Origin of the sequence: Streptomyces sp. NBC_00207 (assembly GCF_045160965.1) — a bacterium.
Taxonomy (GTDB): domain Bacteria; phylum Actinomycetota; class Actinomycetes; order Streptomycetales; family Streptomycetaceae; genus Streptomyces.
The window spans coordinates 2,098,662-2,121,929 of sequence record NZ_CP130715.1; the positions used below are offsets into that span (position 1 = coordinate 2,098,662).

The following is a 23,268-nucleotide window of genomic DNA, read 5'->3' on the forward strand; positions in this document are numbered from 1 at the left end:
CACGGCGTTGCCACCTAGAAGGCACAGGCAGCCGAGGGAAGAACTGACCGCGAGGGCAATGCCCAGCGACTGCCAAGGTCACGAATAGCGAGCCGAACGCTCGGGCCCAGTCCTGGGAGACCGGGGGCTGCACTCCGGGTACGCAGGCCCGGGTGGCCATCTCCTCACGCGTTGGATTGACTACATCTCTGATCGCTACCCGTGGCGCGCTCAAGCCCAACAAGAACCCCGGCTCATCGGGCAGTTTCTGTGTGCGCCCTCAGGTCAGCGCAGGCCATCTGTGTCGTCGAACTCTTCGCCGACTGGGAGTGGCTGACGGTCGTCCTCCTGGGTCTCGCCATAGAGGGCCGAGGAGACCGCCCTGTCGTATGCCTCGTCGAGGCCGTTCCCGCTTGTGCCGAGTATGTTTTCCCAGTCAATTCCCATACCTACGATCCTATCTGCACCACCCGACAGTCTCGGCGATGCGGGACACTGCGGCCGTGCGCCTGCACGGCCTGGGGCTACTACATCTGACGGATCTATGCCCACGGCCAGCCGAAGGCCAACCAGGACAATGTGCTTCTCGACGCCGCTGTCACGCCGTCCGAGCCGGCACCATCGACCTGCGCGCCGTGCACGGTTCACCGGTGGGGCGCACTGGTGGCGGCCTCTACTACATGAAATGCCCATGGGCGTCGGCGGACGATCATGCGGCATTCGTACGGGCGCCGACTCGACGCGCACGTCTTCGACGCCGCCGGCCACGCGGGGCTGATCAGCAGCGGACCTTGGTCGTCCACTCCTTGCCGCGGGCGACGCCCCCCATTCGAAGGGACGCACGGATCCACACGACCGGCGTGAGCGGCGACGCGCTGCACGCGATGCCGCACCAGCACATGGGAGGGGCCGGGAGGGATCCGTCGGCATACGACTTCCACAGTCTGCGGGCTGGTCATGTCACCCGGATAAGGCGGAACGGCGCGAGCACCGAGGAGATCGTGCAGGCCGGCCGGTGGCGGAAACCGAGACGGTGAACGTCTGCGACCGGAAGTTCAACCCGGCCGCCCGCAGCAGCGTCATGCGCCTAGGCCTGTCCCCTCTCCGGCCGGCTTGTTGCGGACAACACGCATCCGGACATCGAGAGAGGCCTGGGGCTCAGGGTCGAGCTCGTGGTCGCCGGCGGTTTCAGGGACGCTCAGCGCGTGAGAGCGGAAGGCCTCCCGCTCGGCGGAGAGTTGCTGGATGGTCTGGGTGATCCGGTGGATCTTCTGCCGCAGCCTCTCCTGCTCCTGCTCGGCGATGGCGAGCTCGGCGAGCTGTTTCTGGATCTCAGCCTCGTTTTCCCGGGCGTAGTTGTCGCTGACCAGTGTGATCAGCGGAACCCCGAGAGCCTCGGCAGCGGTGACCGCCTCGTCGAGCCTGACCGCACGGGTCTGCTGCTCGATGCGCGTGATGGCGGTGGAGTCAACGTTCGTGCCAAGCAGTGCGGCCATACGGCGCGCTAGCTCTGCCTGGCTGATGCCGAGGCGTTCGCGCTCTTGGCGAAGCCGGCGGGCGAAAAGGTCACCGGGCAGTGGATTCATGGCGGTTTGACACTTCCTGGTCGAGATCGCGATCGACGGGGGTAGGTGGGGGCGGCCCACCTCGGAACCGAGCAAGCCAGCGTCGCAGCAGTGCTAGAGCGGCACATTACACATCTCGCACTGCGGATTCCACAGGCCTCCGCCGCGCCTCCACGGCCACGCGCCACCTCTACGACCACGCGCCGCGACGCCGATTCGCCTCGTTTCCGAGCCTCTTTCGGCCGTCTATCGACAGACCCTGGTGCACCCCTACGCTCCACCATTCGAATGGTGTAGATTGACCACTCAAGATGCACACGTATACGAGTCGACAAGAGGCGTCGATGGACGTCATCGATCGCCTCAGCTCCTATCACCACCTGCCACGGCAGGCAGTCTGCGCTTGTTGCGGTGCGACTCGATGTCACGCCACTGAATGAATCGAAAGGCGAGAGGAAAGAAGTATGCCGAACACCTACGGGGCAGCCGTCCTCACACAGGCATCCCTGCCGAGCGCCGCCTGGGACCTGACCAGCTTCCTGACGAACGCCAAGTCCCAGGTCCAGCTCTGGGGAGGCTCTGTACTCATGCTGCTCGGTGTTGTCGGCCTGGTCTGGGGCGGCGTGCTCTTGATCAAGAAGCTGATGGCCAACCCGCAGTCCGCTGGCCAACAGCAGGGCTGGGGCACTATCGCGCTCCTCATCCTCGTCGGCGGAGCTTTGAGCACCGGCGGGTGGACGCTGATCTCGACGATCGGCTCCGGCGGCCAGCAGACCATTACGGATCTCGGCGGCGCCACGGTGATCGTGCGGACCGTCGACCAGGTCAGCGGATTCCTGAGCGGCCCTTCCAAGTAGGGGGCCGTCACAGACCGCGCACACGAACGGTGACAAAGGCATCGAGCGAACCGGGTCGGTTGAGGTGCAAGGCCTCTTCCGACCCGGTTCGCCATATCCGGGCTCGCAGCACGGTGCACGCGCGAAAGAGAGCAGAACATGGGGATCAAGGACAAGGCGCTGGCCTTCAGCAGGAAGTTCAAGCTTGACTCGCACCACGCGATCGAGCGTTTTGGGGTGTTCTTCAGCATCTTCGCGGTCACGGGCGCGATCTCGATCGGCGCATCAGGGGTCTCGGCATACCAGGCGGAGCGTGACTCGCTGTCGCAGACGGCGCTGTACACCCGCGACTTCAGAACGTCGAAGACGAATCTCGAAGGCACCGTAGACGGGGTCTACACCAACGAGAGCGGCAACAAGGCGCTCGTGATGATGCACTTCAGCCCGACCGCTCAGATCTCGTACAACGCCGCGGACTACAGGGCGTTCCTGCTCGGGTCGGACACCTCGCTCAACAGCGAGCCGGTCAGCACCAGCGGGATCAAGGGCTCCCTCTACGCCTTCGGCTCGACCGGCTACATCGGGGTCCTCCTGAACGCTGACCGGCCCTTCGACCGTCAGGTGTTGAATCTGACGGTCCGTGCGAATGCCGAACTCACCGCGCCCGGAGCGGAACAGAAGCAGAGCGGCAAGCTGGCCGGCGACGAGACCTTCTCCAAGTACGACCAGTGGCGGGTCTTCTTCAACCCCGGTGCGTCCGGGGTCCAGAAAATCGCGGCGCTCAACGCTCCGACCTTCGATCCCGCGCAGGCCTACTACGGGGTCGCACTCAAGGGGAAGGAGACCGAGGCCAGGAACGCCCTGGACCAGAAGCTCGTCGAGATGCGCGCGAATCTGACGCAGATTCGGTCTTACACGTCCGACCTGCAGACGACGAAGATCGACGGGTTGTTCCTGCGTCCGCCGACCGTTCCGGCTTCGATCGCCACCGACAAGATCACGGGCGTCTCCGCAGCCGAGGCGAAGGACGGTGTCCCGACGCTGGCGCTGCAGACCAAGCACGTCGCCCCCGGCGGCTTCGACCTCAACTGGCGCACAGGCAACGTCTACGACGGCTACCTCGATGCCCTGACGCCAGCCGGACAGAGCTACGCCCAGTTCTTCACCAAGAAGCGTGACGAGGGCTCAGATCCGACGAGTCAGCAGGTCTCGGACATGCAGTGGATTCTCTCGGATGGCACCAGCCTCACCAAGGACTACCAGTCCTCTGACGTGACGATGCGCCCGCTCATGAACATCATGAACAACCTTTCACAGGCGTATCAGAACTACTCAAGGAACAAGTCCAAGTACCAGTCGGATCTCTCGCTCGACCTACTCCGACTGGACGTGAGTCTGCGGGACGTGCAGTCCAACAGCACCATTCGCGACGACAAGGACTTCCTCACGACGCTCCACTGAGCGCGGCGAGGAAGTGTCGCACCCTGCTACCTGGATTGAGCCGGAAAGGAAAACAGCATGGCCGCCGACCAACCGAATCGGAGCTCCAAGAAGGGGACGACGAAGGACCAGCCGGACGCGTCGGTGAGTCAGCGGATGCCCCGGCAGGGTCGCGGGACCAAGAGCCTCGGCCATAAGGAGGGCATCGAGAAGCCTCCTTCGGGTAAGGCCACCGTGCCCAAGCAGCTCCCGGGGCGGGAAGCTGATTCTTCCGGCCCTTCTGGCCCATCGGACACGGCGAACACTGCGCCGAAGATGTCGGAGGCTGGGTCGAAGATACCGGACAGTGCAGGCACCGCAGGCAAGACAGCTGGGGCTGCGCAGGCCGGGGCGACGAAGGCCGGGGCGACGACTACCGGGGCCGCGAAGGCCGGGGCCGCGAATCCCGGAGCGACGAAAGCCGGGGCGACGAAAGCCGGGGCGACGAAGGCCGGGGCCGCGAAGGCCGGGGCCGCGAATCCCGGAGCGACGAATACCGAGGCCGCGAATCCCGGGGCGACGACTACCGGAGCGACGAATACCGGGACCGCGAATCCCGGAGCGACGAATACCGGAGCGACGAATACCGGGGCCGCGAAGGCCGGAGCCGCGAAGGCCGGAGCGACGAATACCGAGGCCGCGAATTCCGGGGCCGCGAAGGCCGGGGCGACGTTCAAACAGGGTATGAACGGCGTCGCCGGGAACCTGGCCGGAGGCGCGACCCAGAAGGCGATCGAAGGAGACGGCAGCAGCGCGACCCGTCGCAACGCCGGGCGTTACGCGGGAGCCGCTGTCTCCGGTGCCGTGGCCGGCGCACAGGCTGGCGGGCTTCCGGGAGCCGCCGTTGGCGCAGCGAAGAACGTCGCTGTCGAGGGGGCCCAGGACGCGGTCAAGGGCGTGTCCAAGGCCACCGGCGGCAGCCCGGACGCCAAGCCGGCCGACCAGCGCGAGCTGGGTGTCGGCGGCACGGGCTACGAGCGCGGTGCGACGAAGGACGGCGAGGGCCTGGGCTCGAAGGCGGCCAAGGGCGTCGCCGTCGGCGGTGGTGCGGCTGCTGCTCCGCCAGCCATGGGCGTGATCATGGCCATGGCCTTACTGAACTGGCTCAAGTCCATGTTCTTCGCAGCCATGGCGATGGCCGTCAACGCCGGGAAGCTGCTGTGGGCGCTCATTGTCAACATCATTAAGACGGTTGGTCATGCGATCGCTGCGCCGTTCATGGCGATCGGCAGCTTTATAGCCAAGGGGGCCGGCGCGGTCCTGGGCATCACCGTCACTGCGACGATGGCCCCTGTAGCGGCAGCGATGTCGGGTGCGGTCGCGATGACCGCCACCGTGGCCCTGCTGGGCACGGTCTTGGCCGGTGTCCTCAACTCGACGGCGTTGACCGAGGGCGGCATCAACGCGAACAGGGCGGCGTGCGTCGTCAACGCGGATAGCGTCGGCAACGGTTCCGGTGCCACCGTCCCGGCGGATGTGGAGAAGAACGCCAAGGAGATCTACTCGGTACTCAGTAGTTGGGGGATGCCGAAGGCGAACATCGCGGGCATCCTCGGAAACTGGTCGCAGGAGTCTGGGATCGACCCGACGAGTGTGCAGAACTTTCCGACGGGGACGTATGCCATGACCGCCGCGAAGGCCAGCGCCGCGCAGAACACGGACAACGGCATCGGTCTTGGGCAGTGGACGTTCGGCCGCAACACGCTGCTGCGCCAGTACGCGCAGGGCAAGGGCGTCGACTGGTTTACGATCAGGGCCCAGTTGGCCTTCATGGTCGATGGTGACAACCCGGGCGACGTTGCGGTCTTCAAGGACATGCTCAGGAAGTCGCAGGGCTCGCCGCGTGCGGCAGCGCTGCACTTTCACGAGAACTGGGAGCGCTCCGCTGACGGCGCGGCCGGGATCGCTGCACGAGGCGACAAGGCCGAGATGTGGTTCGGCAAGATGAGCGGCTGGTCGGTCGACAGCTCGATCGTGGGTGGCGTCGAGGACATCGTCGGCGGGATCATCGAGAACATAGCGAACGGGATCAACACGATCCTGGGAAACTGCACCTCCACGGACGGCGGTTCCGTCTCGCCGAAGGACGGCGGGATGACGCAGGAGGAGGCCCAGGCCCTCGTCGACCTCTTCAACAAGGAGGGGGACAAGTTCCTCGACGACCGGTACGGTCCGGGCGGCGGCCCTGGTTCCTGCGGCGACAACCACGCAATGAACTGCGTGAGCTTCTCCACCTACTTCGTGAACAAGTACACGACGTTCCAGGCCTACCCGTCCGGTGATGGCAAGGAGACGGCCTACACGATCGCGAGGGAGACCGGCAAGACGCTGCAGTCGACCCCTGTCCCCTACTCGGTCGGGTCCGGGCCGGGATCCACTCCCGTCGGCCACACCCTCGTGGTGCTCGGCGTCCAGGGGGACAAGGTCATCCTCGGTGAGGCCGGCTACTGCGCCTACATGGGCCGGGTCCGCGTCGACAGCGCGGCGCGGATGGCTGCCCAGGGCTGGAAGTTCGTGGATATGTCGGATGCGATGCTCACCTCCGACAAGATCAAAAAGGCCTGATGCGCAGCATCTGACCTGGGAGGAAGAAGCCGGTGCTCGGCGATCCGGGCACCGGCTTCTTCGTGTCCGAGTCAGGTCCGCGCGCCAGTTCCACCTTCGACGCCCTTTCTGAATGGATTCAGACTCGGCCATGAATGGCTTTCGGTATAGGCTTGGTTCGTTTATGAGAGCAATGCGGAGTGAGGAGCGTTGCGTGACGACAACCCCTGACGAGTCCGAGAGCACCGGAGCGGAGCAGGAGAGCGAGTCGATGCCCGAGGAGAAGCCCGCGGTATCGAAGACGTACACGAAGGTCACCGGAGTAGAGCTCGAAGAGCGCTTCGCGGGCTGGATGACGCGCCAGCGCGAGAAGGGCCAGGCCCGCGCCCCAGCGGACAACGCGCGCCTGCTCCGCCGCGGCGTCACCGCGGTGATGAGTGCCGGGATCCTCGCCCTGGTCGTCGCTGCGGGCGTGACCGGCGAGAGCTTCAAGGCGACCACAGCGGACAACGAGGCCCGGATCGTCCGGCTCAAGGAACAGTTGGACGATGCCCAGTCCACGCCCGTGAAGGCGGACGCCGGCGCGCAGCTGTCAAAGCTCGCCGAGGCGGCAGCCGCCGACGCGAAGAAGGTCGCGGCAGGTGAGCAGACCTTCGCCACGCTGTACCACCAGGCCAGCGTCCAGCCCAGCCCGAACAACGGGGCTCCGAACCAGGCCACGCTGGAAATCGTCGAGCACCGACGGGACCTGGCGCCGCTGTTCGGCAAGGACTCCTTCCTCGTCAGTGACAAGGAGGCGTACAGCACCTCGTCGCTGACGCCGTTCGATGCGACCACCGAGATCGATCCGCGCCACGCCTGGTACATCCGCTACGACGGCGAGAAAGCAGCTGACCCGAGCACGTACGCATGGAAGGTCGAGACGGTGACGCCCGATCTGAGCGTGAAGGGCGGCTCGGGCGCGACGAACCAGGCAAGGGTCGTCTGGCTGTGCCGGGATACGACGAGCGGCGAGGTGCTCGCCTGGGCGAGCGCGCGTTACGTGCGCAATGGCACGGCGGGGGCCTTCGACCACTTGGCCCTCGTGGTAACCGCCGCTGGGGCCCAGTACGAGAACCCGGCGGTCAAGATGCCGGCCGGGTCCGGAGTACCCGAACTCAGCGGCACAGGGACAGAGCTCAGTGGCACGGGGACACAGGAGGAGAGCGGGAAGCGATGACGGAGCAGACGGCAGCACCCACGCGGCGGGGATTCTTCCGGCGCAACCTCACGGTCCTGGGGACGGCAGCGGTCCTCGCGGTCGTCGCGACGGTCGGCGGAGCGACCTGGAGCAGCCAGCACGCGACCCTGGTTGAGCAGGAAGCCCAGATCAACGATGTCGAGGGACACCTGATGGCAGTCCAGAAGAGTCGCGCTGAGCAGGTGAACGCGGACGTTATGGCGGCCCTGGGTGTCAGCCAGAGCCGGCTGAGCACTGACGGTGAGCGCATCAGGTCGCTGCTCTCGATGGTCTTCACGTGGGACTCGGGGCAGAGCTACGAGGCTGCGCGCGAGAGCCTGAAGAGTCGGTTCGGCCTCACCGAGAACGAGATGTTCCTGAAGTCGTTCATGCCCCCGTCGAGGTTCAACGAGGATTCCCAAGGGCGGCGTTACTACTACATCGACACGGTTGGCCTGAACTCGGCCCTCGGCGCGGATCCGGACATAGAGGTCATCGACGCCAAGGCGGGCGTCTACACCTACGCCGTCCTTGCCGACGTCGAGGTCACCTCCGACGCGACGTCCCAGAACAAGGCGAGCAAAGCCAGTGTCACGGCGTACCGGCGCGCGCTGCTCTTCGTCACGGTCGACGCCCAGGGCAAGGTCTCGAACCTCTCCGGCGTGCCAGCGAGCGGCGAGACTCGCCATTCCAAATGACTCAGACTCCCTTTCGACTCGCCTCACTGATAGAGTCATGCTGATATTCGAGTGGAACGGTGAGTTGAGGGCTAATGGCGTCGACACAGACCGACGAGTCGAGCGGGTCCGCGGTACGCAAGACGCGCTTCGTCGCGACGTCCGGGTCCTCGCAGGAGGGTGCGGACACTCCTGAGCGCATGGAGCCCGCGGGCAGCCTGCGCAAGCCCACCCTTGCGGCCGGCCTGAGCATGGGTGTGGCCGCACTGCTGTGCTTCGTACTCTCCGCAGGAACCTCCGACGGCCAGAGCGCGGTGCGCGGTACGGCTGTACCGAAGATGTCCTCTCTGCAGGAGCAGATCAGGATCACCAAGGCGAAAACTGCGGCGCTACCGAAGGCCGACGACGCCGAGCGTGGTCTGACCACGGCCCTGACGGCGGCCGGTCAGGTCGCGAAGCTGCAGGGCGACTACCGCTACCTGACGCCCCACGTGGCGGCAGACGGCGGCAAGCTCGACGCGGCGACGTCTCAGTCGACGCTACGCAATCTCATCCCCTACTTCGCCCCTTCGGTACACCAAAAGGACCTGGGCCCGTGGTACCTGCTCGCCAGCGACAAGGACGTACCAGCCGGCGTCGGGATCCCCATGAGCTTCAACTCCGGCTTTGAGTGGGCCGTCCAGGTGCCTTACCTGGTCAACGACGACGGCACCATCGCGGTGACCTGGCTGGCGATGGAGACCAGGACCGGTGCGGGCGAGAAGCCGGCGGTGCTGGCCTGGGCCCGCGCCGACTACGACCTGGTCCGCAACGCGTTCGTGAACATCCAGACCGGTACAACGGCTACGGGCGAGGCTCTGAAGCAGGAGGTGGCGGCACCGTGAAGGAGGAGGAGATCAAGGACAAGTTGCGCCTGCACGCCGGGAGGATCCTGCTCGGCGGCACCGGCGGGCTGCTCGCGCTCTCGGTGGTCGCACTCGGAGCCAGCCTGCTCGGCGACGGTCCGGCTGCGTCGGACATCCAGGACAACGCGGTTGTTCAGAAGCTCGAAGGCAACCTCAGCGACGCCCAGACCGAGCTCGCAGCACAGCACACGGCGCTGTTGGCCCAGCTGCCGGGCGTGGACATCGAGCGGGTGAACCGTGACCGGACGACGGGTCGGTCCCTTCTGCTCAGTCTCACGGACAGCTCGGCGTCGAGCCGGACCGTCAAGGAGCAGCAGGCGCTACTCGACACGCGCTACGGCTTCCTCGACCACGAGTCCCGGGTACTGACCGAGTTCGTGCCGGAGTGGATGACTGCGACCGGAGCCACGAAGGGCGCCGGGACGACGTACGCGCTTGCTGATCTGGACGTTCATGTGAGTCGGGTGCAGGGCCTGAACTACTCCTACACGGCAGTGGCCCGTCTCGATCCGGTCCGCGTCGGACCGGATCAGAGCAGCGCTGCCAAGAGCGAGTTCGTGGTCCTCACTTACTCCACCTCTCAGGACGGCACGGCGACGTCGCTGGACGCCTATCGGGCCTCCAGCAAGACCCGCGACGCCCTCGTCGGCACCAACGAGGAACAGCCCTCCCCGAAACGGTGAGCGAAGCGCCCACCGTTTCGGCACGCACCCCAGAAGACCCCTACGAGACGTAAGGACACGAACATGTCGACTCAGGCCCTGGAGAAGACCGAGACGACTGTCCCGACGAGCACGGCCGCGGCGGCGAGGAAGACCACGGCGAAGCCTGAGCAGGAGCACGAGGATTCGAAGCTGCGCACCGGATGGCGGCGCCTGGCTCCGAAGAATCAGGCCGGTAGGTTCTCCGTCGCGGTGTGGGCGGGGTTCTTCCGGGCCGTCGTCCTTCTCGCCGACTACCTGCTGGCATTCATCACGGCCGTGGTCATCCTCCCGCTGCTGGGCGCATGGCTGCACCAGCGGTCGGGCGCATCCCAGGGTGCGCTCAGCGCGGATGGAACCATCGCCATGTGGCTGATGCCGCTCCTCTTCCTGGTCGCACTGCTCGCCGCGGGCGAGATCGCCGTGATGCGCGGCATGTGGCGCTGGGCAACACGGATGATCGCGAAGATCCAGGACGCCCAGGGCGAGGCGACCGGGGCCGACGTCGCACCGAAGTCCACGACCAGGACCGCCAACCAGAGCAAGACCAACCGCAAGAGGAGCAAGTGATGCGTACCGCAGGACTGACGATGAACGACGTATGGGCCCACCGTGTCCTGCGTGAACGAGGAGTGGAGACGTACCGGCTGGAGGGGGTGGTCGCCGAGCTCGGCGTCATGGTCGAATCGCTCGACCTCAAGCATCGGGGCGAGGAGGAGAACTATCGCCCGTATCTGCACATGAGGGGCGAGCTGCGCTCGGTCACCCCGGCCGAGGCCCTGCCGTTCGGTATCTCCCAGGTGACCTACTCCCCCGGCCAGGGCGAGAAGGTGGACGCCTTCTACGAGTTCGACGACCAGCAGCTGGTGGCGCTGGCCAGCAAGGGATACTTCACGAGTGGCTTCACCGTGCCCGAGCAGGTCACTGGGATCGAGTGGGAGCTGCCGGCCACGGCGGACATGCTTGTCCTCGCTCCGTCGGAGGTGCAGACCGAAGGCGATGTGCCCGTGGTCTTCACCCAGGTCCACGGCATCGGGGGCTTGGAGATCGATCTCGAGTCCAGCGGCTATGACCTCGCCGGCTACTTCGCCGACCACTCCAAGAACGGCGTCCCGCGGGCCGAGGCCGTAGTCGATGCACGTGGGCTGAAGTCGCGCTCGGACGCGATCAACCCGCTGTTCACCGAGGACGAGCTGGGCCTGGACACCGAGGTCAAGCATGTCGTCGGAGCGCCCGTGCCTGAGGCAGCGCCGGTCGCTGACGGCATGAACGCACGCTTGCGGCAGATCGAGGCGGAGATCGCCGCCGAACGGGAGCAGTACAAGACCGAGCGTGCGAGCACCGAGGGCACCACGGAGAACCTCTACCGGGAGCGCGTGGCTGCACCGCTGCACAGGGCTGAAGAGCAGAAGGTGCCGGCCGCTTCCTCGGTCCCGACCCGTGAGGCACAGCGCGACCTGAACCTGGATCCCGATCTGGAGGCGGAGGAGCAGGAGACACGCCGACGTGAGGTCAAGCCCGTCCCGAGCCTGGACGAGCGCAAGCTCCAGGTGGCCCAGCGTGCGGCCGATCTGGACTTCGGCGTTGACGACGAGCAGGGCTTGGGCTCCTGAGGACGGATCAGGCACGGCGTGCGCGGCCCCGGGTGCTGGCGGACAGCAGCCGGGGCCGTAGTGCATCGGTAGCGAGTTAGGAAGGAGAGCGACGATGGGCCTGAAGCAGGACATCGTGATCGTGAATGAGTTCAGTGTGCCGGTGCCCGGCGGCAAGGGATCGCGCGGCGCGACGCCGGGCGACTACGTCACCCGGTACATGGCCCGCGCGCAGGCGACGGAGTCTCTGGCTCCGATCCAGCGTCTGCGCACCGACGACTTCATCCTGCGCTACACGGCGCGGGAGTCCGCCGTCGGGCGCGTCGGCATCTCGCGGGGTGCGACGAAGCACGAGATGCGCCAGGCCCAAGGCGACGGCGGCGTGGCTTTCGGCTACGGCTCGGTCTCGCTCTCGGACGAACAGCTCAAGGCGGCCAGCAAGGACATCCAGCACTACTTCGACGCGGGGCACACCGTGTTGAAGACCGTGCTGTCCTTCGACGAGGAGTACCTGCGGAAGCAAAAGATCATCGACGATGACTTCCGCTGCGAAGCCCGCGGTGACTACCGCGGCCACATCGATCAGATGAAGCTGCGCATGGCGATCATGTACGGCCTGGGGCGGATGAGCTCGGGCACCAGCGGCTTCGACGACCTGCGGTACGTGGGGGTCATCCAGGTCGACACCGAGCATGTGCACTGCCACCTGGCCATGGTCGACGGCGGCCGGGGCCAGGTGACGAAGGACGGCACACAGCGCGGCAAGCTACTGGACCGGCACAAGTCCCGGCTCCGCCGCGGCGTCGATGCCTGGCTCGAGGAGAAGCAGGCGGTGGCTCACCTCTCCAGCGCCGTCGGCTACGAGCGGCGCAACGTCACCACCTTCATCAAGCGGTGGGCGCACGAGCGAATCCGTGCCGAGTCCCTGCCGCAGTTTCTGCTCGCCTGCCTGCCCGGGGACCGAACGCTTTGGCGCGCCGGCTCGAACGACGCTCGCATGCGCAAGGCGAACCAGCTGGTGACCGAGCTCGTGAAGGAGCAGCTCGAACGTGCTGGGTCCCCGATGCCGGAGGCCATGGAGCGCATCGTCGACTACGCGAACGAGCGCCGTGCGAAGGAGCATCTGAGCACGGAGGAATGGCAGAAGCTGGTCGAGCAGGGACGTACGCAGATCACGGAGCGCGCCGTCAACGGCATCTACCAGATGCTGCGAGCCATGCAGGAGTCGGAACTGCGAGTGCGCACGCCGATGCTCGAAGTCATGGGGATGGACTATCAGCAGATGGCGGCGCTGGCCGCAGATCGCCAGGTGGACCACGAGAACACGGAAGCTGATCTGGTCTCCTTCGGCTTCCGGCTGCGCAGCTACGCCTCACGTCTGCAGCATCACCGGGAGAAGGTCGGGGTCTATCGCGATCTCGCTCACCAGTGGGAACGGGCCGAGAAGGCCGGTGCCGCCGCCGAGGATTCGCGCCCGCTCTACGCCTTCTATCGCTTCGAGGAGGACTACCACTGGAGGCTGATGAGCAAGTACCGGCACTTCCTACCCTTTGTCGGGGATGCAGGCGCATGGCGCGAGCAGCAACAGGACGTGGCGGCCTACGGCCAGCGGCTGCTCTCGCTCATGGCCCTGCGCGCGGATGCCTCTCTGCAGCGGATGAAAGACTCCGAGGAGGCCGAGAACCTGGGCCGGACCATCTACGATCAGCCCGGCGGCAGGCTCCTGACCGAGGGCGAGCGCGGCCGGGCGGTGCTGGACGCGCGCATTCGGACGATGAAGCAGTCCTATGACCAGAAGCTGGACGGCCTCCGGGCCGATCTCGCTTCCTCCGGCCTGGTGCTGCGCGTGGGGTCGAGCGCCGCGGATCGGCCGAGTACGGAGACCGACGCGGTCAGCACGGACTTCGAGGTCGTCGTCGGTGCCGCGTATGACTTCGACGAGGTCAAGGGCTTGGATCTACACCACCTGGGCTACGACTTCGTCACCGACGTCAAGATCGGGCCGCGCGCACACCAGGCCTTCGTCGAGACGGCCAGGGATCGCCGACGGCTGCTGCTGGCAGCGATGGACTACCTGGACCAGTCCGGTCAGCCAGAGGCAATTCCCGATCTGCCGGTGAACGATGTCGCGGCGATGACACGGGTCTCCCGGGAGCTGACGCCTCAGCAGACGGGCGCGGGATCCGGCTCGCTCGTGTTGCGTTCCCGAATCGCGGAGCTGCGCGCCGGGCGCGAGCAGGCCGAGCGGATGCGGCGATCCAAGGCTTCCTCGTTGGACGCCGGCCTCGTCGTGCGGGTCCAGGCCCAAGTCGATCAGGCTGTGACCACACCAGATGCCGAGATGGCATTCGACTCGCATCAGCCGTCCATCTAATCCGTTTTCAAGCGCAACTCGACAGGCTAGTTAGCGGTCTTGTCGAATGGCCTATAAGGGTACTAGCGTGAAGAATGTTCGGCGGGGACTCAACGTCTTGTTCGGGCGATGTGACTGATCGCGGCCGACTTGCCAGATGACAGTCGGAACAAGTGGAGGGAAGAGATCATGGCACTTCTCAAGGGCAGGGGCGCGATGACCGGAGTCAACCTCATCGCGATAGTCCGCAAGAAGGGCTTCACCAGGGATGGCAAGTCCCAGTACGCCGACATCCAGCTTGACGCTCGAGATCTGCGCGGCCCGAATCAGACGAACCTGCATCTGAAGTCCGATCGGGTTCGGGGTGAGGACGGCAAGGTCCGCTACAACAACGGCGCCCCGTACTCCATCAGTCAGATGGAGGAGATCACCAAGGCCGCGGGGTCGAACACCGAGCCGATCCTGGACGAGGACGGCAACGAGGTCGGCACCGTCTACGGCTTCAAGGGCAATGTGATGCCCTCGACGCGCGGCACCGGCCTGGTGGTCAACACCAAGTCCGTCGAGGCCTCCGAGTTCGAGGTCGACAGCAAAACGCTGGACAACCAACTCACCTCCATGCGCGCAGCCCGCAGGGCCGAGGCCGCGGCCAAGGAGTCACAGGCTCAGGCTTCGGCCCCCGAGACCGAGTGGGAGCAGGCAGCCGAGGTCGAGGTCGACCAGCCGACGGCCGGCTGAGACCAAGGTCGAGCCTTATGCGAAAGGCCCCTGGAATGACATCCAGGGGCCTTTCGGCTGCACGGGACACGAGCGGGATAGGGCAACAGGCCATGACGGCTTCACTGGACCGCTACCACGGGGCGCCTACCTGCCGGTCAGCTCACACCACCGAAACCGTCAGCGCTGCGCGCGCGAGCGCATGCATCTGGACGCACAAGTCGATCGCCTTGACCCACTGGAGTGCACGACCTACGGCTACGAGATGTCGAGCACTGATCGCGCGGCCGCCGGGTTCCGATCCACGACCCAGCCAGTGAGCGCGCCCTTCCCACTCACCATCAAGCGTCCTATCAAGCACGACTCATGATAGGTTTTGACTGATATTGCAGTTGAATCAGCAGTCCTGTCGAGAGGTCTTGTGTGGCATGTTTCAAGAGGTGCAGCTCAACGAGCGCTACCGGCTCCTGTCCAAGCTCTCGGAGCCACTGAAGAAGGCCGAGCGCGACATCGTCGGCCGCGACCATGAGACGACACAGCTGCTGGCCTCGATGAGCCGTCCCGAGCTGTGCAACGCGCTCCTGTTGGCCGAGGCCGGCACGGGCAAGACGGCCCTGGTCCAGGCCACGATGCTGGTGGACAAGGACCGCCTCTACCTGGAGGTGGACCCGGCGCGCATGATCTCCGAGGCGGGCACCGCCGAGAACATGGCCGCGATCCTCAAGGGCTTCTTCGACGAGGCCGAGGACTTCGTCAGAAACGAGAGGCACGAACTGGTCCTCTTCATCGACGAGTTCCATCAGGTCGTTCAGCTCTCCGACGCCGCCGTCGAGGCGATCAAGCCGGTCCTCGCCGCATCGGGAACCCGCGGCATCAGGATCATCGCGGCGACGACCTACGAGGAGTTCCACAAGCACATCTCGCCGAACCAGCCGCTCGTCGAGCGACTGCAACGCATCAACCTGAACCCGCCCGACCAGTCGACGACCATCAAGATCCTGCAGGGCATGGCCGAACGATACGGGGTGGCTGACGAGTTCTACGACGACCACATCTTCCGGCAGATCTACGAGTACACCCAGCGCTACATGCCGGCCAGCGCTCAACCGCGCAAGTCGATCCTCGTGCTCGACTCCATGGTCGGCTGGTCTCGCCTGACGCACCGGCCGATGGACCGGGACCTGCTCTCGGACGTGCTCATGGAGACCCTGAACGTCAACGTGGCCTTCAAGGTCGACGGCGCGAAGATCAAGAAGCAGCTGGACGAGAAGGTGTTCAGCCAGGACTGGGCGACCAGCGCGGTGGCACGTCGCCTACAGCTGGCGGTGGCGGACCTCAACGACAAGGGAAAGCCGATGGCGAGCCTGCTGTTCACGGGCTCCACCGGTGTCGGCAAGACCGAACTCACCAAGCAGCTGGCGAAGCTGCTGTTCGGCGATGACCAGCGGCACCTGATCCGTTTCGACATGACGGAGTACGCCGAGGACTCGTCATTCGCGGCCTTCCGCTCCGAACTCACCAAGCGGGTGTGGGACCTCTCCCACGCCGTGCTGCTTTTCGACGAGGTCGAGAAGGCCTCGGCGATGGTCACGCGCGTGCTCCTACAGGTGCTCGACGACGGCCGGCTCAACGACGACAACAACCGCGAAGTGAGCTTCCTCAACACGTACATCGTTCTGACGACGAACGCCGGCACGGAGATCTACAAGAGCATCTCGCAGTACGCCGCCGACGACACCGGCTCGGGCAAACAGCTGATGGAGTACGAGAAGCTGATCCGCCGCTCCATCTCCTCGACGACAGGCGACAACCGGTTCCCGCCCGAGCTGCTGGGCCGCATCGACGCGATCGTACCCTTCCAGCCGCTGTCGCTGCCGACGCAGCAGAAGATCGTACGGAAGAAGCTGCGGCAGATGGTGCAGGAGGTGTTCATCAAGCACAACGTGCGGGTCGACGTCGATGCGAGGGTCCTGCAGTACCTCATCGAGGACAAGGGTGACACCGACTCCGATGCCGGCGGCGCGCGTGCGGCCGTGGCGAGGCTGACCGACGAGGTCACCACCGCCGTGGCGACCTTCCTCAACGAGCACCCCTCAGAGCGACGGATCCGCATCGACGTCGTCGGCGACTTGGTCAGCGACGACAAGAACCTGCTGAGTTCCGATGCCTACATCGAGGTCAGTGCGGTGCGATGAGTCGGCCAAGGCCGGGGGGGACCTAGTCGACTAACGAGTCGATAGCCCTTAGGCATCCTGTAGTTGCTTACTCCGACAAGGCGACGATAGGATGCTCATAAACCAGGCGGACTGTGTTCTTTGGGCGAAGGGATCGGCATCAATGGGCATTCTGGGAGCGGCGGCGGTCCGCCAGAAGAAGGAACGGAGGAAGAAGCCCGACGAGCTTCTGGCCTCCGTGGTGAGAGAGACGGCGATCCCGGCAGCGGTCGAGTTGCTGCGGTCGAACACTCCGTTCGTCTTTCCCAGCGGCACGGCCTGGGTGATGCTCGTGCTTGCGGCCGACGAGATCGGCGGCTTGAGCAAACGGCACGGCCGGGACGAGGCGAAGGGCTCGATCATCGAGCTCATCAGCTCCGACCAGATCCGCACGGTGGCCACGGCGGAGATGATCGAAGAGGAGGTCTTCGGCATCATCCCCACCGACGAGACTCTCGCGCGCATGGAGGAGTACTCACTGCTCACCGGTGCCACCTACGCCTGGGCCGTCGTGTGGCAGAAGCCCGGCGGCGATCTGCTCGTCGATCTGGTGAACGATGCGACCTTCGCGGAGGCGCGCTTTGTCGCTGCCGGTACCACGAGCCTCGAAGAAGCCGTGGGTAAGAAGGCGTGGGAAGAGCACAGCGGCCTGGTCGCCGAGGCTGGGACCGCTGGCCCCGCCCCGGCGGTCCTCTGGGAGGACGAGGGGGATGCGATCTTCGATGAGATCCCCGGTGGCGAGGGGGCTGACGAGGGCCTGGACGGCGAGCCGCGTTTCAGCGACGTCGTCGACGATGAAGGGGTGGACACGCCCGTGTTCGACGGGGACGACGTGGGCACCGCTTCGGTCGAGTCATGGCCGGACCACGACGGCGACGAGGTGCCCGGCTACGAGGGCTTCGAGGAGACCGACGCCGGCTACGGCGTCGAAGGCGACCACCAGGAGGCCGGCGACGCTGTGCTGCTGGCCGATCAGGCCCAGGTGCGCGATGTCATCGCCCGCCGGTTCCTCTCCGAGGAGCTGGACCTGGACGTCCGGCTCGATGAGTTCAACGCGACCTTCGCCATCGGCGCACCGGTCGTACAGATCGCCGTGCCCGAGGGAGCGACCGAGTGGCTCGGGGACCAGGTCGCCCAGCTCAACCGGCAGGCCAACGCAGACTTGATGCAGCTCCGTTCCGCGCACGAGGTTGAGCTGCGTGCGCTCTACGTCAACCTCATGTCGGCGCACACCGAGCAGGTCATCCGTGCGGTGGCCACCGACCGCGAGGGCTCCCGATACAAGCTGTTGAAGGACGCGGCTGAGGCTGAGCACCAGCAGCGGCAGACAGAGAGGGAGGAAAAGATCCGAGCCCGCCGGGCGGAGATCGCCAAGGACTACGAGGCGCAGGCCGCCAAGGTGGCCCAGCAGGCGGCGCTCTCGGCGGAGCTGCAGTACAAGGAGCGCAACCGCTCGCGGATGGAGCGCGAGCAGATTGACTCCGTCGCCGAGATCGAGCGGGACATCGAGGATACCCACGCGCACAACCAGCAGGAAATCCTGCGGGTCCGGCGGTCGGACGCAACGCTGAAGATGCAGACCGGGCAGACGCGGATATTCGAGGTGCTGGCCGAACGGCAGTCGGAGTACCTGGCGGCCGAGGAAGAGCGCCTGAACCGGTGGAAGTCCGAGATCCAGCGAATCGTCGACGACAACCGCAAGGCCGACATCGCCCAGTACGAGGCGTTGGCCGAGCACCAGCGGACCACGGACGAGATCGGCATCCTGCGCCAGGAACAGCGGGACCTCCTGGAGTCGGTGCGCTCTGAGCACGCCGACCGGATCCGCCGAATGGAGGACGAGCTCGAACGCAACCGCAAGGACGCCATCATCCAGATGACGACTCGGGACGCCGACTGGCAGCACAACCTCGACCTGGAGAAGGAGAAGACCAACTCCCAGGTGACGCGGGTCACCGACCTGCTCAAGCAGCTGTCGACGGTCGAGGATTCAGTGGCCAAGCGGTACGAAGCACGCCTGACGGAGATGCAGGCCGACAAGGAGTCCTACGCCAACGAGCTGGCGCGGGCTTCCGAGATGCAGAGCCGCTCGAACAAGATCCTCGTCGTCATGATCGTCACGCTCTCGCTCCTGATGGGCGTGGCCGGCTTCATCGTCGGGGTGGTCTTGATCCGTTGAGCGATCCGGTCATGACCGACGGGGTGATCTGACGGCGCATGGGACGCGTTCCCCATGCGCCGTCGTCGTCTGCGCAGGCGGGCGCACTGGACAGCGGGACAGCGAAATGAGCGAGGCTCGGGAGTAAGGAATCACGATGGCCACGAACAGGCGGAAGGCGGCACGGCCGAAGGCGAACAGCTGGGAGAAGATCTCGGCGCGGACGCCCGGCGAGACGCTGACGAACCGAGACGTCTACGACAACCAGCAACTGGACCGCAGCAAGTTCCTGACCCTGAGGTCGAGCAGACCGGGCATCGTCGTCGCGGTGATCACCGGAGTGCTGGTGACGGTCGTTGCCTGGGTCCTCTACTCGCTCATCGCCGCGGCGGTGCTCTCGGTGGGCGTGTCCGTGGGCTCGGGTGTGTCCGGCAGCGGCAGCGGCAAGCCGAGTGCGTATTACGTTCAGGACACCGCGACGGGTGCGGGCGGCTCGGTCGTGAAGTGTTACCGGCCCCTGACCAAGGACGGCAACCCGGACGTGAAGGCGAAGTGCTACCCCAGCGCTGAGGCTGTTCCGGTCCCCGTCTGGTACACCGCGGCGAAGGACGAGCTCGGCGCCGACAGGCCGGCTGAGCCCGAGAAGAGCGCGACGACGGTCGGAGAGCAGCTGGCCGACGTCTCGGGGTTCAAGCTCTTCATCACGCTCGGCTCGGGTCTGATGGTCGCCCTCGTCATCGGCACGTGGTTCTCGCGGAGGGTCGCCGCGGCGAACCTGATGAACACCACGAGCGACATCAACCAGTATCAGAACGACCAGCACATCGCTCTGCCGGAAGAGATCCAGCAGAACTACGACTGGTTCCCCGACGCCGGCGCTCACTCGAGCGTGCAGGTCAGCTCGATGCTCAGTCACATGATGCTCAGGCAGAAGGGTCTGGGCACCGTCGAGGTCGCCCAGCGCGCCAAGAAGGACGTCATCGATGAGGAGGGGAACCTCGCCTATTACGCCGGCGAGGTCATGGACGACGACGAAGGCAGTCCGCTGACGCAGACCCTGCCGATCATCGACGAAGGCTTCGGCGACGAGCTGTTCGAGGCTTCCGGCCTCCCCGATGACAAGACCCTGCGGCAGAAGTACGACACGACTCGCATCCCGTACAACCCTGACGGCAAGAACCGGGACAAACTCGGCTTCGGATCGGACAGGTACAAGACCGTCGCCGCCCTGATCAAGGAGGACTGGACGTTCCCGGCGTACGAGGTCCAGCGCCCCGCCGGGGCGTACGTGGTCGATACCGCGCCGGTGAACACCATGGTTCTGGCCATTACCCGAGCCGGTAAGGGCCAGACGTACATCGAGCCGGTCATCGACATGTGGTCGCGAGAGAAGAAGCCCTCGAACATGGTCATCAACGACCCCAAGGGCGAGCTGTTGGTGAAGAACTACGTGCCCCTGGTCACACGCGGGTTCGAACCGGTGCAGTTCAACCTGATCAACTCCATGAAGACCGACATCTACAACCCCCTGGGGCTGGCGGCCGACGCAGCGCGTGAAGGCAACTTCACCAAGTGCGCACTGTACGTGGAGAACATCGCCGGGATCTTCTTTCCGCTCGACGGCGGCGAGGACCCGGTCTGGCCCAACGCCGCCAACAACGCCTTCAAGCGCGCGGCCTACGGACTCATCGACTTCTACCTGGAGGAGGAACGGGAGCTGCGCAGCGCCGCAGCCGTGCTGGACATGGACCCGGCGCTGCTCGAGCAGAAGCTCGATGACCTCTGGGGCAAGGTCACGCTCTACAACTGCTACCAGCTCTTCGTGCAGATGAGCTCGAAGAAGATCAAGAACCCTGAGGCCGAACTGGAGAAGCGGGTCAAGGCCGGCGAGTTCGAGAACAACGGGGACGCCCTGGCCGAGGAGCAGGAGAGGGCTGCGGCCCAGGCCTTCATGTGGGAAGGCAAGGCCGATCAGGACATGCTCAGCCTGTACTTCAACGCGAGCGAAGAGCTGCCCCGCAACAACATGCGCACGATGGTGGGCAACGCCCACAACGCGCTGCGCTCGATGGCCGGGGCGGAGAAGATGCTCGCCTCGGTGTACGGCATCGCGATCACCGCCATGTCGTTCTTCACCGACCCCACGATCTCGACGCTGACCTCGGGCAAGCCGTCGCAGAACACCGACCTGGCCGGCCTGAGCTTCCCGCGTCGCCTCGGCGTGCGCTTCGCGCCGAACTACGTCAAGCGCGACCACCTCGTCGGTCAGCAGGCCGTGTGGTCGGCCTACGCGGACCCCATGTTCACCAAGAGCCTCGGCGAGGACTTCGAGCACGAGGGGATCGTCGGCCGCGAAGGTTGGGCCCGGTACAACTTCAAGGGCAAGTTCCCTGACGACGAAGCCTGGCTCAAGCTGGAGCTGGTCAACCCGCAGACGAAGATGCTGGTGCGCACCTTCTACTTCAGCTTCACGAAGACCCACCAGGTCTCGCTCAACGGCCGGCACTACGTGGTCGAGCCGGTGACGGGCAAGAAGATCGTGAAGAACGGCGTGATGCGTGAGCTGAAGCCGGTGCGTGAGAGTGGCACTCGGGACGGGAAGATCCTGTCCTTCCAGGCCGGGGACACGCTCTACCCGGACACGCGACTCGACTTCTCCGGCGGCGGCAACCCGGAGAAGGTCTCGTATCAGGCACGGGCGATCACGCAGAAGCTGTCCCGCTACTCGGAGTCCCCGAAGGCGCTGTTCCTAGTGACTCCGCCTCACCTGATGAAGTACGCGAAACTGATCCTGATCTTGGTCAAGCAGCTGTTCGACGTGAGCGCCGACCAGTCGTACATGACGAAGTCAGACCAGAAGCCGCTCTACCGCACGCGGTTCATGCTCGACGAGCTCGGCAACCTGCAGTCGGAGGGCAAGGGTATCGACGGCTTCGCGACGATGCTCTCCATCGGCCTGGGCCAGGAGCAGCAGTTCACGCTCATCCTGCAGACCCTGCAGCAACTGCGCGACGTCTACGGCGAGAGCGTCGACAAGATCGTGCAGGGCAACACCTCGAACATCGTCTTCTTGAAGTCCACGGACGACTCGATGATCGAGACGCTGGAGAAGATGAGCGGCAAGACTCACCGGTCGTACAGGGACAGCAAGCAGATCAGCCAGGATCTCGACAAGGTCATCGGCGGCAAGACCGAAGGCCGGGTCTCCTACACGATGAGCACCAAGGAAGAGCCGCTGATCAGCTACAACGACATGGCCTTCCTCTCGCCGCGCAACTCGATCGTCTTCCGGGCCGGCGATGCACCGATCTGGAACCGCAACCAGACGATCCTGCCGATGTCGTTCCGGCTACTGGGGAACACGATCAAGCACCCGGGGCACACGTACTCACTGCAGACGATCCCCACGCTGTCCAGTGCCCTGGACTTCGACGTGCGGATGAATCAGCCGGACTTCGTGAAGATGCTGGAGAAGCGCATGCGGCAGGCGGTCAAGGCCGCGGACGCGAAGGCGCAGTACAAGGAGATCTACGGCTACCAGGAGGTCGACATCGAGCGCCTGGACCCGGATGTCTACGCCGACGAGGTCATGGAGGTCATCACGACGATGACCACGGTCGACAAGTACCAGGACCCCGACGCTCCGGTGGTCGTCGACCCCGACGAGTACGAGGGGATGAGCATGTTCGACGAGGACCAGTTCATCGAGAACGTCGAGGTCGGGGTCGCAGTCGCCGAGAGTCAGGCGCTCAGCGTCGAACGGCGGCGCCTGCTCTACGCGGAGGGGACGATCAGCAAGGAGATGCTGGTCAATCCCGACGGCTCGGCAAAGGTCAAGAGCCTGGACATCGAGATCGGTGAGGCTTACAAGTCCGCGCAGACCGAGTTGGAACAGGATCGCGAGCACTTCTCGGTCGGCGGCGACGGCGAACTGCGCAGCGCCGACGGGTCTCAGACCTACATCAGCCGGATCCGCTCGGACGCATACGCCAATGCCGCCCGCCGGATCAACGGCCACGTGAACGACAAGGACTCGCGGGTGTTCGCGGAGGAGGACGTCACCGAGGAGGACCTGAAGTCGCTGGCGACGGTGAGGGTCTACTCGGCCTTCTACCAGTACCTGGCCTCGCTGCCGAGCTGGGAGGTGCTGGCCGACGGCCGGTTCGACAGGGCGATGGCCATCGAGATGAACTCGAAGTAGCTGACGGCCGCTTGGGGTCGGACAAGGATCACAACCAGTGCCGAGGCCATCTCTCACCTAAGAGGGACAGCCTCGGCACTGACCTTTTGAATAGCCTCCAACTCTCTTTCGATAGGCGATGTAGGCTCT

At 65.4% G+C, this 23,268-nt stretch carries 16 protein-coding genes; 14 read left to right on the plus strand and 2 right to left on the minus strand.

The annotated features are described in order from the left end of the window. Positions 1-264: 264 nt before the first annotated feature. Positions 265-426 carry a hypothetical protein gene (locus OG472_RS10075; RefSeq protein WP_401612943.1) on the minus strand — a complete coding sequence of 54 codons (162 nt, stop codon included), beginning with the start codon at positions 424-426 and terminating at the stop codon, positions 265-267. A 632-nt stretch (positions 427-1,058) separates the two neighbouring features. Next, positions 1,059-1,565 (minus strand): helix-turn-helix domain-containing protein, encoded by a 507-nt coding sequence (locus OG472_RS10080; protein WP_401612941.1) that lies wholly within the window; start codon positions 1,563-1,565, stop codon positions 1,059-1,061. A gap of 443 nt (positions 1,566-2,008) precedes the next feature. On the opposite strand from OG472_RS10080, the gene OG472_RS10085 reads away from it, so the two are divergent. The 14 genes from OG472_RS10085 (at position 2,009) to OG472_RS10150 (ending at position 23,139) form a co-directional block, all read left to right on the plus strand. Further along, positions 2,009-2,401: a hypothetical protein gene (locus OG472_RS10085; protein ID WP_401612939.1), complete on the plus strand. Its 393-nt coding sequence runs from the start codon at positions 2,009-2,011 to the stop codon at positions 2,399-2,401. A 138-nt stretch (positions 2,402-2,539) separates the two neighbouring features. Beyond that, positions 2,540-3,841, plus strand: a complete 1,302-nt coding sequence (locus OG472_RS10090) for a hypothetical protein (RefSeq protein WP_405829085.1) — start codon at positions 2,540-2,542, stop codon at positions 3,839-3,841. 57 nt (positions 3,842-3,898) lie between these two features. Beyond that, a complete protein-coding gene (locus OG472_RS10095; protein WP_405829087.1) occupies positions 3,899-6,424 on the plus strand; it encodes a phage tail tip lysozyme in 2,526 nt (841 codons plus the stop codon). 193 nt (positions 6,425-6,617) lie between these two features. Beyond that, positions 6,618-7,622: a hypothetical protein gene (locus tag OG472_RS10100; RefSeq protein WP_405829089.1), complete on the plus strand. Its 1,005-nt coding sequence runs from the start codon at positions 6,618-6,620 to the stop codon at positions 7,620-7,622. Continuing rightward, positions 7,619-8,320, plus strand: coding sequence for a hypothetical protein (locus OG472_RS10105; protein WP_405829091.1), 702 nt, complete (start codon positions 7,619-7,621; stop codon positions 8,318-8,320). Before OG472_RS10100 ends, OG472_RS10105 begins: the two co-directional genes overlap by 4 nt. A gap of 179 nt (positions 8,321-8,499) precedes the next feature. After that, positions 8,500-9,183, plus strand: coding sequence for a hypothetical protein (locus tag OG472_RS10110; protein ID WP_405829093.1), 684 nt, complete (start codon positions 8,500-8,502; stop codon positions 9,181-9,183). Then, positions 9,180-9,887, plus strand: coding sequence for a hypothetical protein (locus OG472_RS10115; RefSeq protein ID WP_405829095.1), 708 nt, complete (start codon positions 9,180-9,182; stop codon positions 9,885-9,887). The genes OG472_RS10110 and OG472_RS10115 overlap by 4 nt, the downstream gene beginning before the upstream one ends. 63 nt (positions 9,888-9,950) lie before the next feature. Then, on the plus strand, positions 9,951-10,475 hold the full coding sequence (locus tag OG472_RS10120; protein WP_405829097.1) for a hypothetical protein: 525 nt from the start codon (positions 9,951-9,953) through the stop codon (positions 10,473-10,475). Then, a complete protein-coding gene (locus OG472_RS10125) occupies positions 10,475-11,518 on the plus strand; it encodes a hypothetical protein (RefSeq protein WP_405829098.1) in 1,044 nt (347 codons plus the stop codon). Before OG472_RS10120 ends, OG472_RS10125 begins: the two co-directional genes overlap by 1 nt. Positions 11,519-11,612: 94 nt before the next feature. Next, complete coding sequence (mobL, locus tag OG472_RS10130) at positions 11,613-13,871, plus strand: relaxase MobL (protein ID WP_405829100.1); 2,259 nt, start codon at positions 11,613-11,615, stop codon at positions 13,869-13,871. Positions 13,872-14,039: 168 nt separating this feature from the next. Then, the gene (locus tag OG472_RS10135; RefSeq protein WP_405829102.1) at positions 14,040-14,588 is read left to right on the plus strand and encodes a hypothetical protein; all 549 of its coding nucleotides are present in this window, start codon (positions 14,040-14,042) and stop codon (positions 14,586-14,588) included. A gap of 407 nt (positions 14,589-14,995) precedes the next feature. Beyond that, a complete protein-coding gene (locus OG472_RS10140) occupies positions 14,996-16,762 on the plus strand; it encodes an AAA family ATPase (RefSeq protein WP_401612917.1) in 1,767 nt (588 codons plus the stop codon). Between the two features lie 142 nt (positions 16,763-16,904). Continuing rightward, on the plus strand, positions 16,905-18,959 hold the full coding sequence (locus tag OG472_RS10145) for a hypothetical protein (protein WP_405829105.1): 2,055 nt from the start codon (positions 16,905-16,907) through the stop codon (positions 18,957-18,959). Positions 18,960-19,095: 136 nt separating this feature from the next. Further along, positions 19,096-23,139 (plus strand): type IV secretory system conjugative DNA transfer family protein, encoded by a 4,044-nt coding sequence (locus OG472_RS10150; protein ID WP_405829107.1) that lies wholly within the window; start codon positions 19,096-19,098, stop codon positions 23,137-23,139. The last annotated feature ends 129 nt before the right edge of the window (positions 23,140-23,268 follow it).

What these genes read in the sequence shown, in the direction of transcription:
- OG472_RS10135 (WP_405829102.1), top strand. Translation starts at nt 14,040, where the DNA reads ATGGCACTTCTCAAGGGCAGGGGCGCGATGACCGGAGTCAACCTCATC.
- OG472_RS10150 (WP_405829107.1), top strand. Translation starts at nt 19,096, where the DNA reads ATGGCCACGAACAGGCGGAAGGCGGCACGGCCGAAGGCGAACAGCTGG.
- OG472_RS10085 (WP_401612939.1), top strand. Translation starts at nt 2,009, where the DNA reads ATGCCGAACACCTACGGGGCAGCCGTCCTCACACAGGCATCCCTGCCG.
- OG472_RS10145 (WP_405829105.1), top strand. Translation starts at nt 16,905, where the DNA reads ATGGGCATTCTGGGAGCGGCGGCGGTCCGCCAGAAGAAGGAACGGAGG.
- OG472_RS10120 (WP_405829097.1), top strand. Translation starts at nt 9,951, where the DNA reads ATGTCGACTCAGGCCCTGGAGAAGACCGAGACGACTGTCCCGACGAGC.
- OG472_RS10080 (WP_401612941.1), bottom strand. Translation starts at nt 1,565, where the DNA reads ATGAATCCACTGCCCGGTGACCTTTTCGCCCGCCGGCTTCGCCAAGAG.
- mobL (WP_405829100.1), top strand. Translation starts at nt 11,613, where the DNA reads ATGGGCCTGAAGCAGGACATCGTGATCGTGAATGAGTTCAGTGTGCCG.
- OG472_RS10090 (WP_405829085.1), top strand. Translation starts at nt 2,540, where the DNA reads ATGGGGATCAAGGACAAGGCGCTGGCCTTCAGCAGGAAGTTCAAGCTT.
- OG472_RS10140 (WP_401612917.1), top strand. Translation starts at nt 14,996, where the DNA reads ATGTTTCAAGAGGTGCAGCTCAACGAGCGCTACCGGCTCCTGTCCAAG.
- OG472_RS10110 (WP_405829093.1), top strand. Translation starts at nt 8,500, where the DNA reads ATGGAGCCCGCGGGCAGCCTGCGCAAGCCCACCCTTGCGGCCGGCCTG.
- OG472_RS10105 (WP_405829091.1), top strand. Translation starts at nt 7,619, where the DNA reads ATGACGGAGCAGACGGCAGCACCCACGCGGCGGGGATTCTTCCGGCGC.
- OG472_RS10095 (WP_405829087.1), top strand. Translation starts at nt 3,899, where the DNA reads ATGGCCGCCGACCAACCGAATCGGAGCTCCAAGAAGGGGACGACGAAG.
- OG472_RS10125 (WP_405829098.1), top strand. Translation starts at nt 10,475, where the DNA reads ATGCGTACCGCAGGACTGACGATGAACGACGTATGGGCCCACCGTGTC.
- OG472_RS10075 (WP_401612943.1), bottom strand. Translation starts at nt 426, where the DNA reads ATGGGAATTGACTGGGAAAACATACTCGGCACAAGCGGGAACGGCCTC.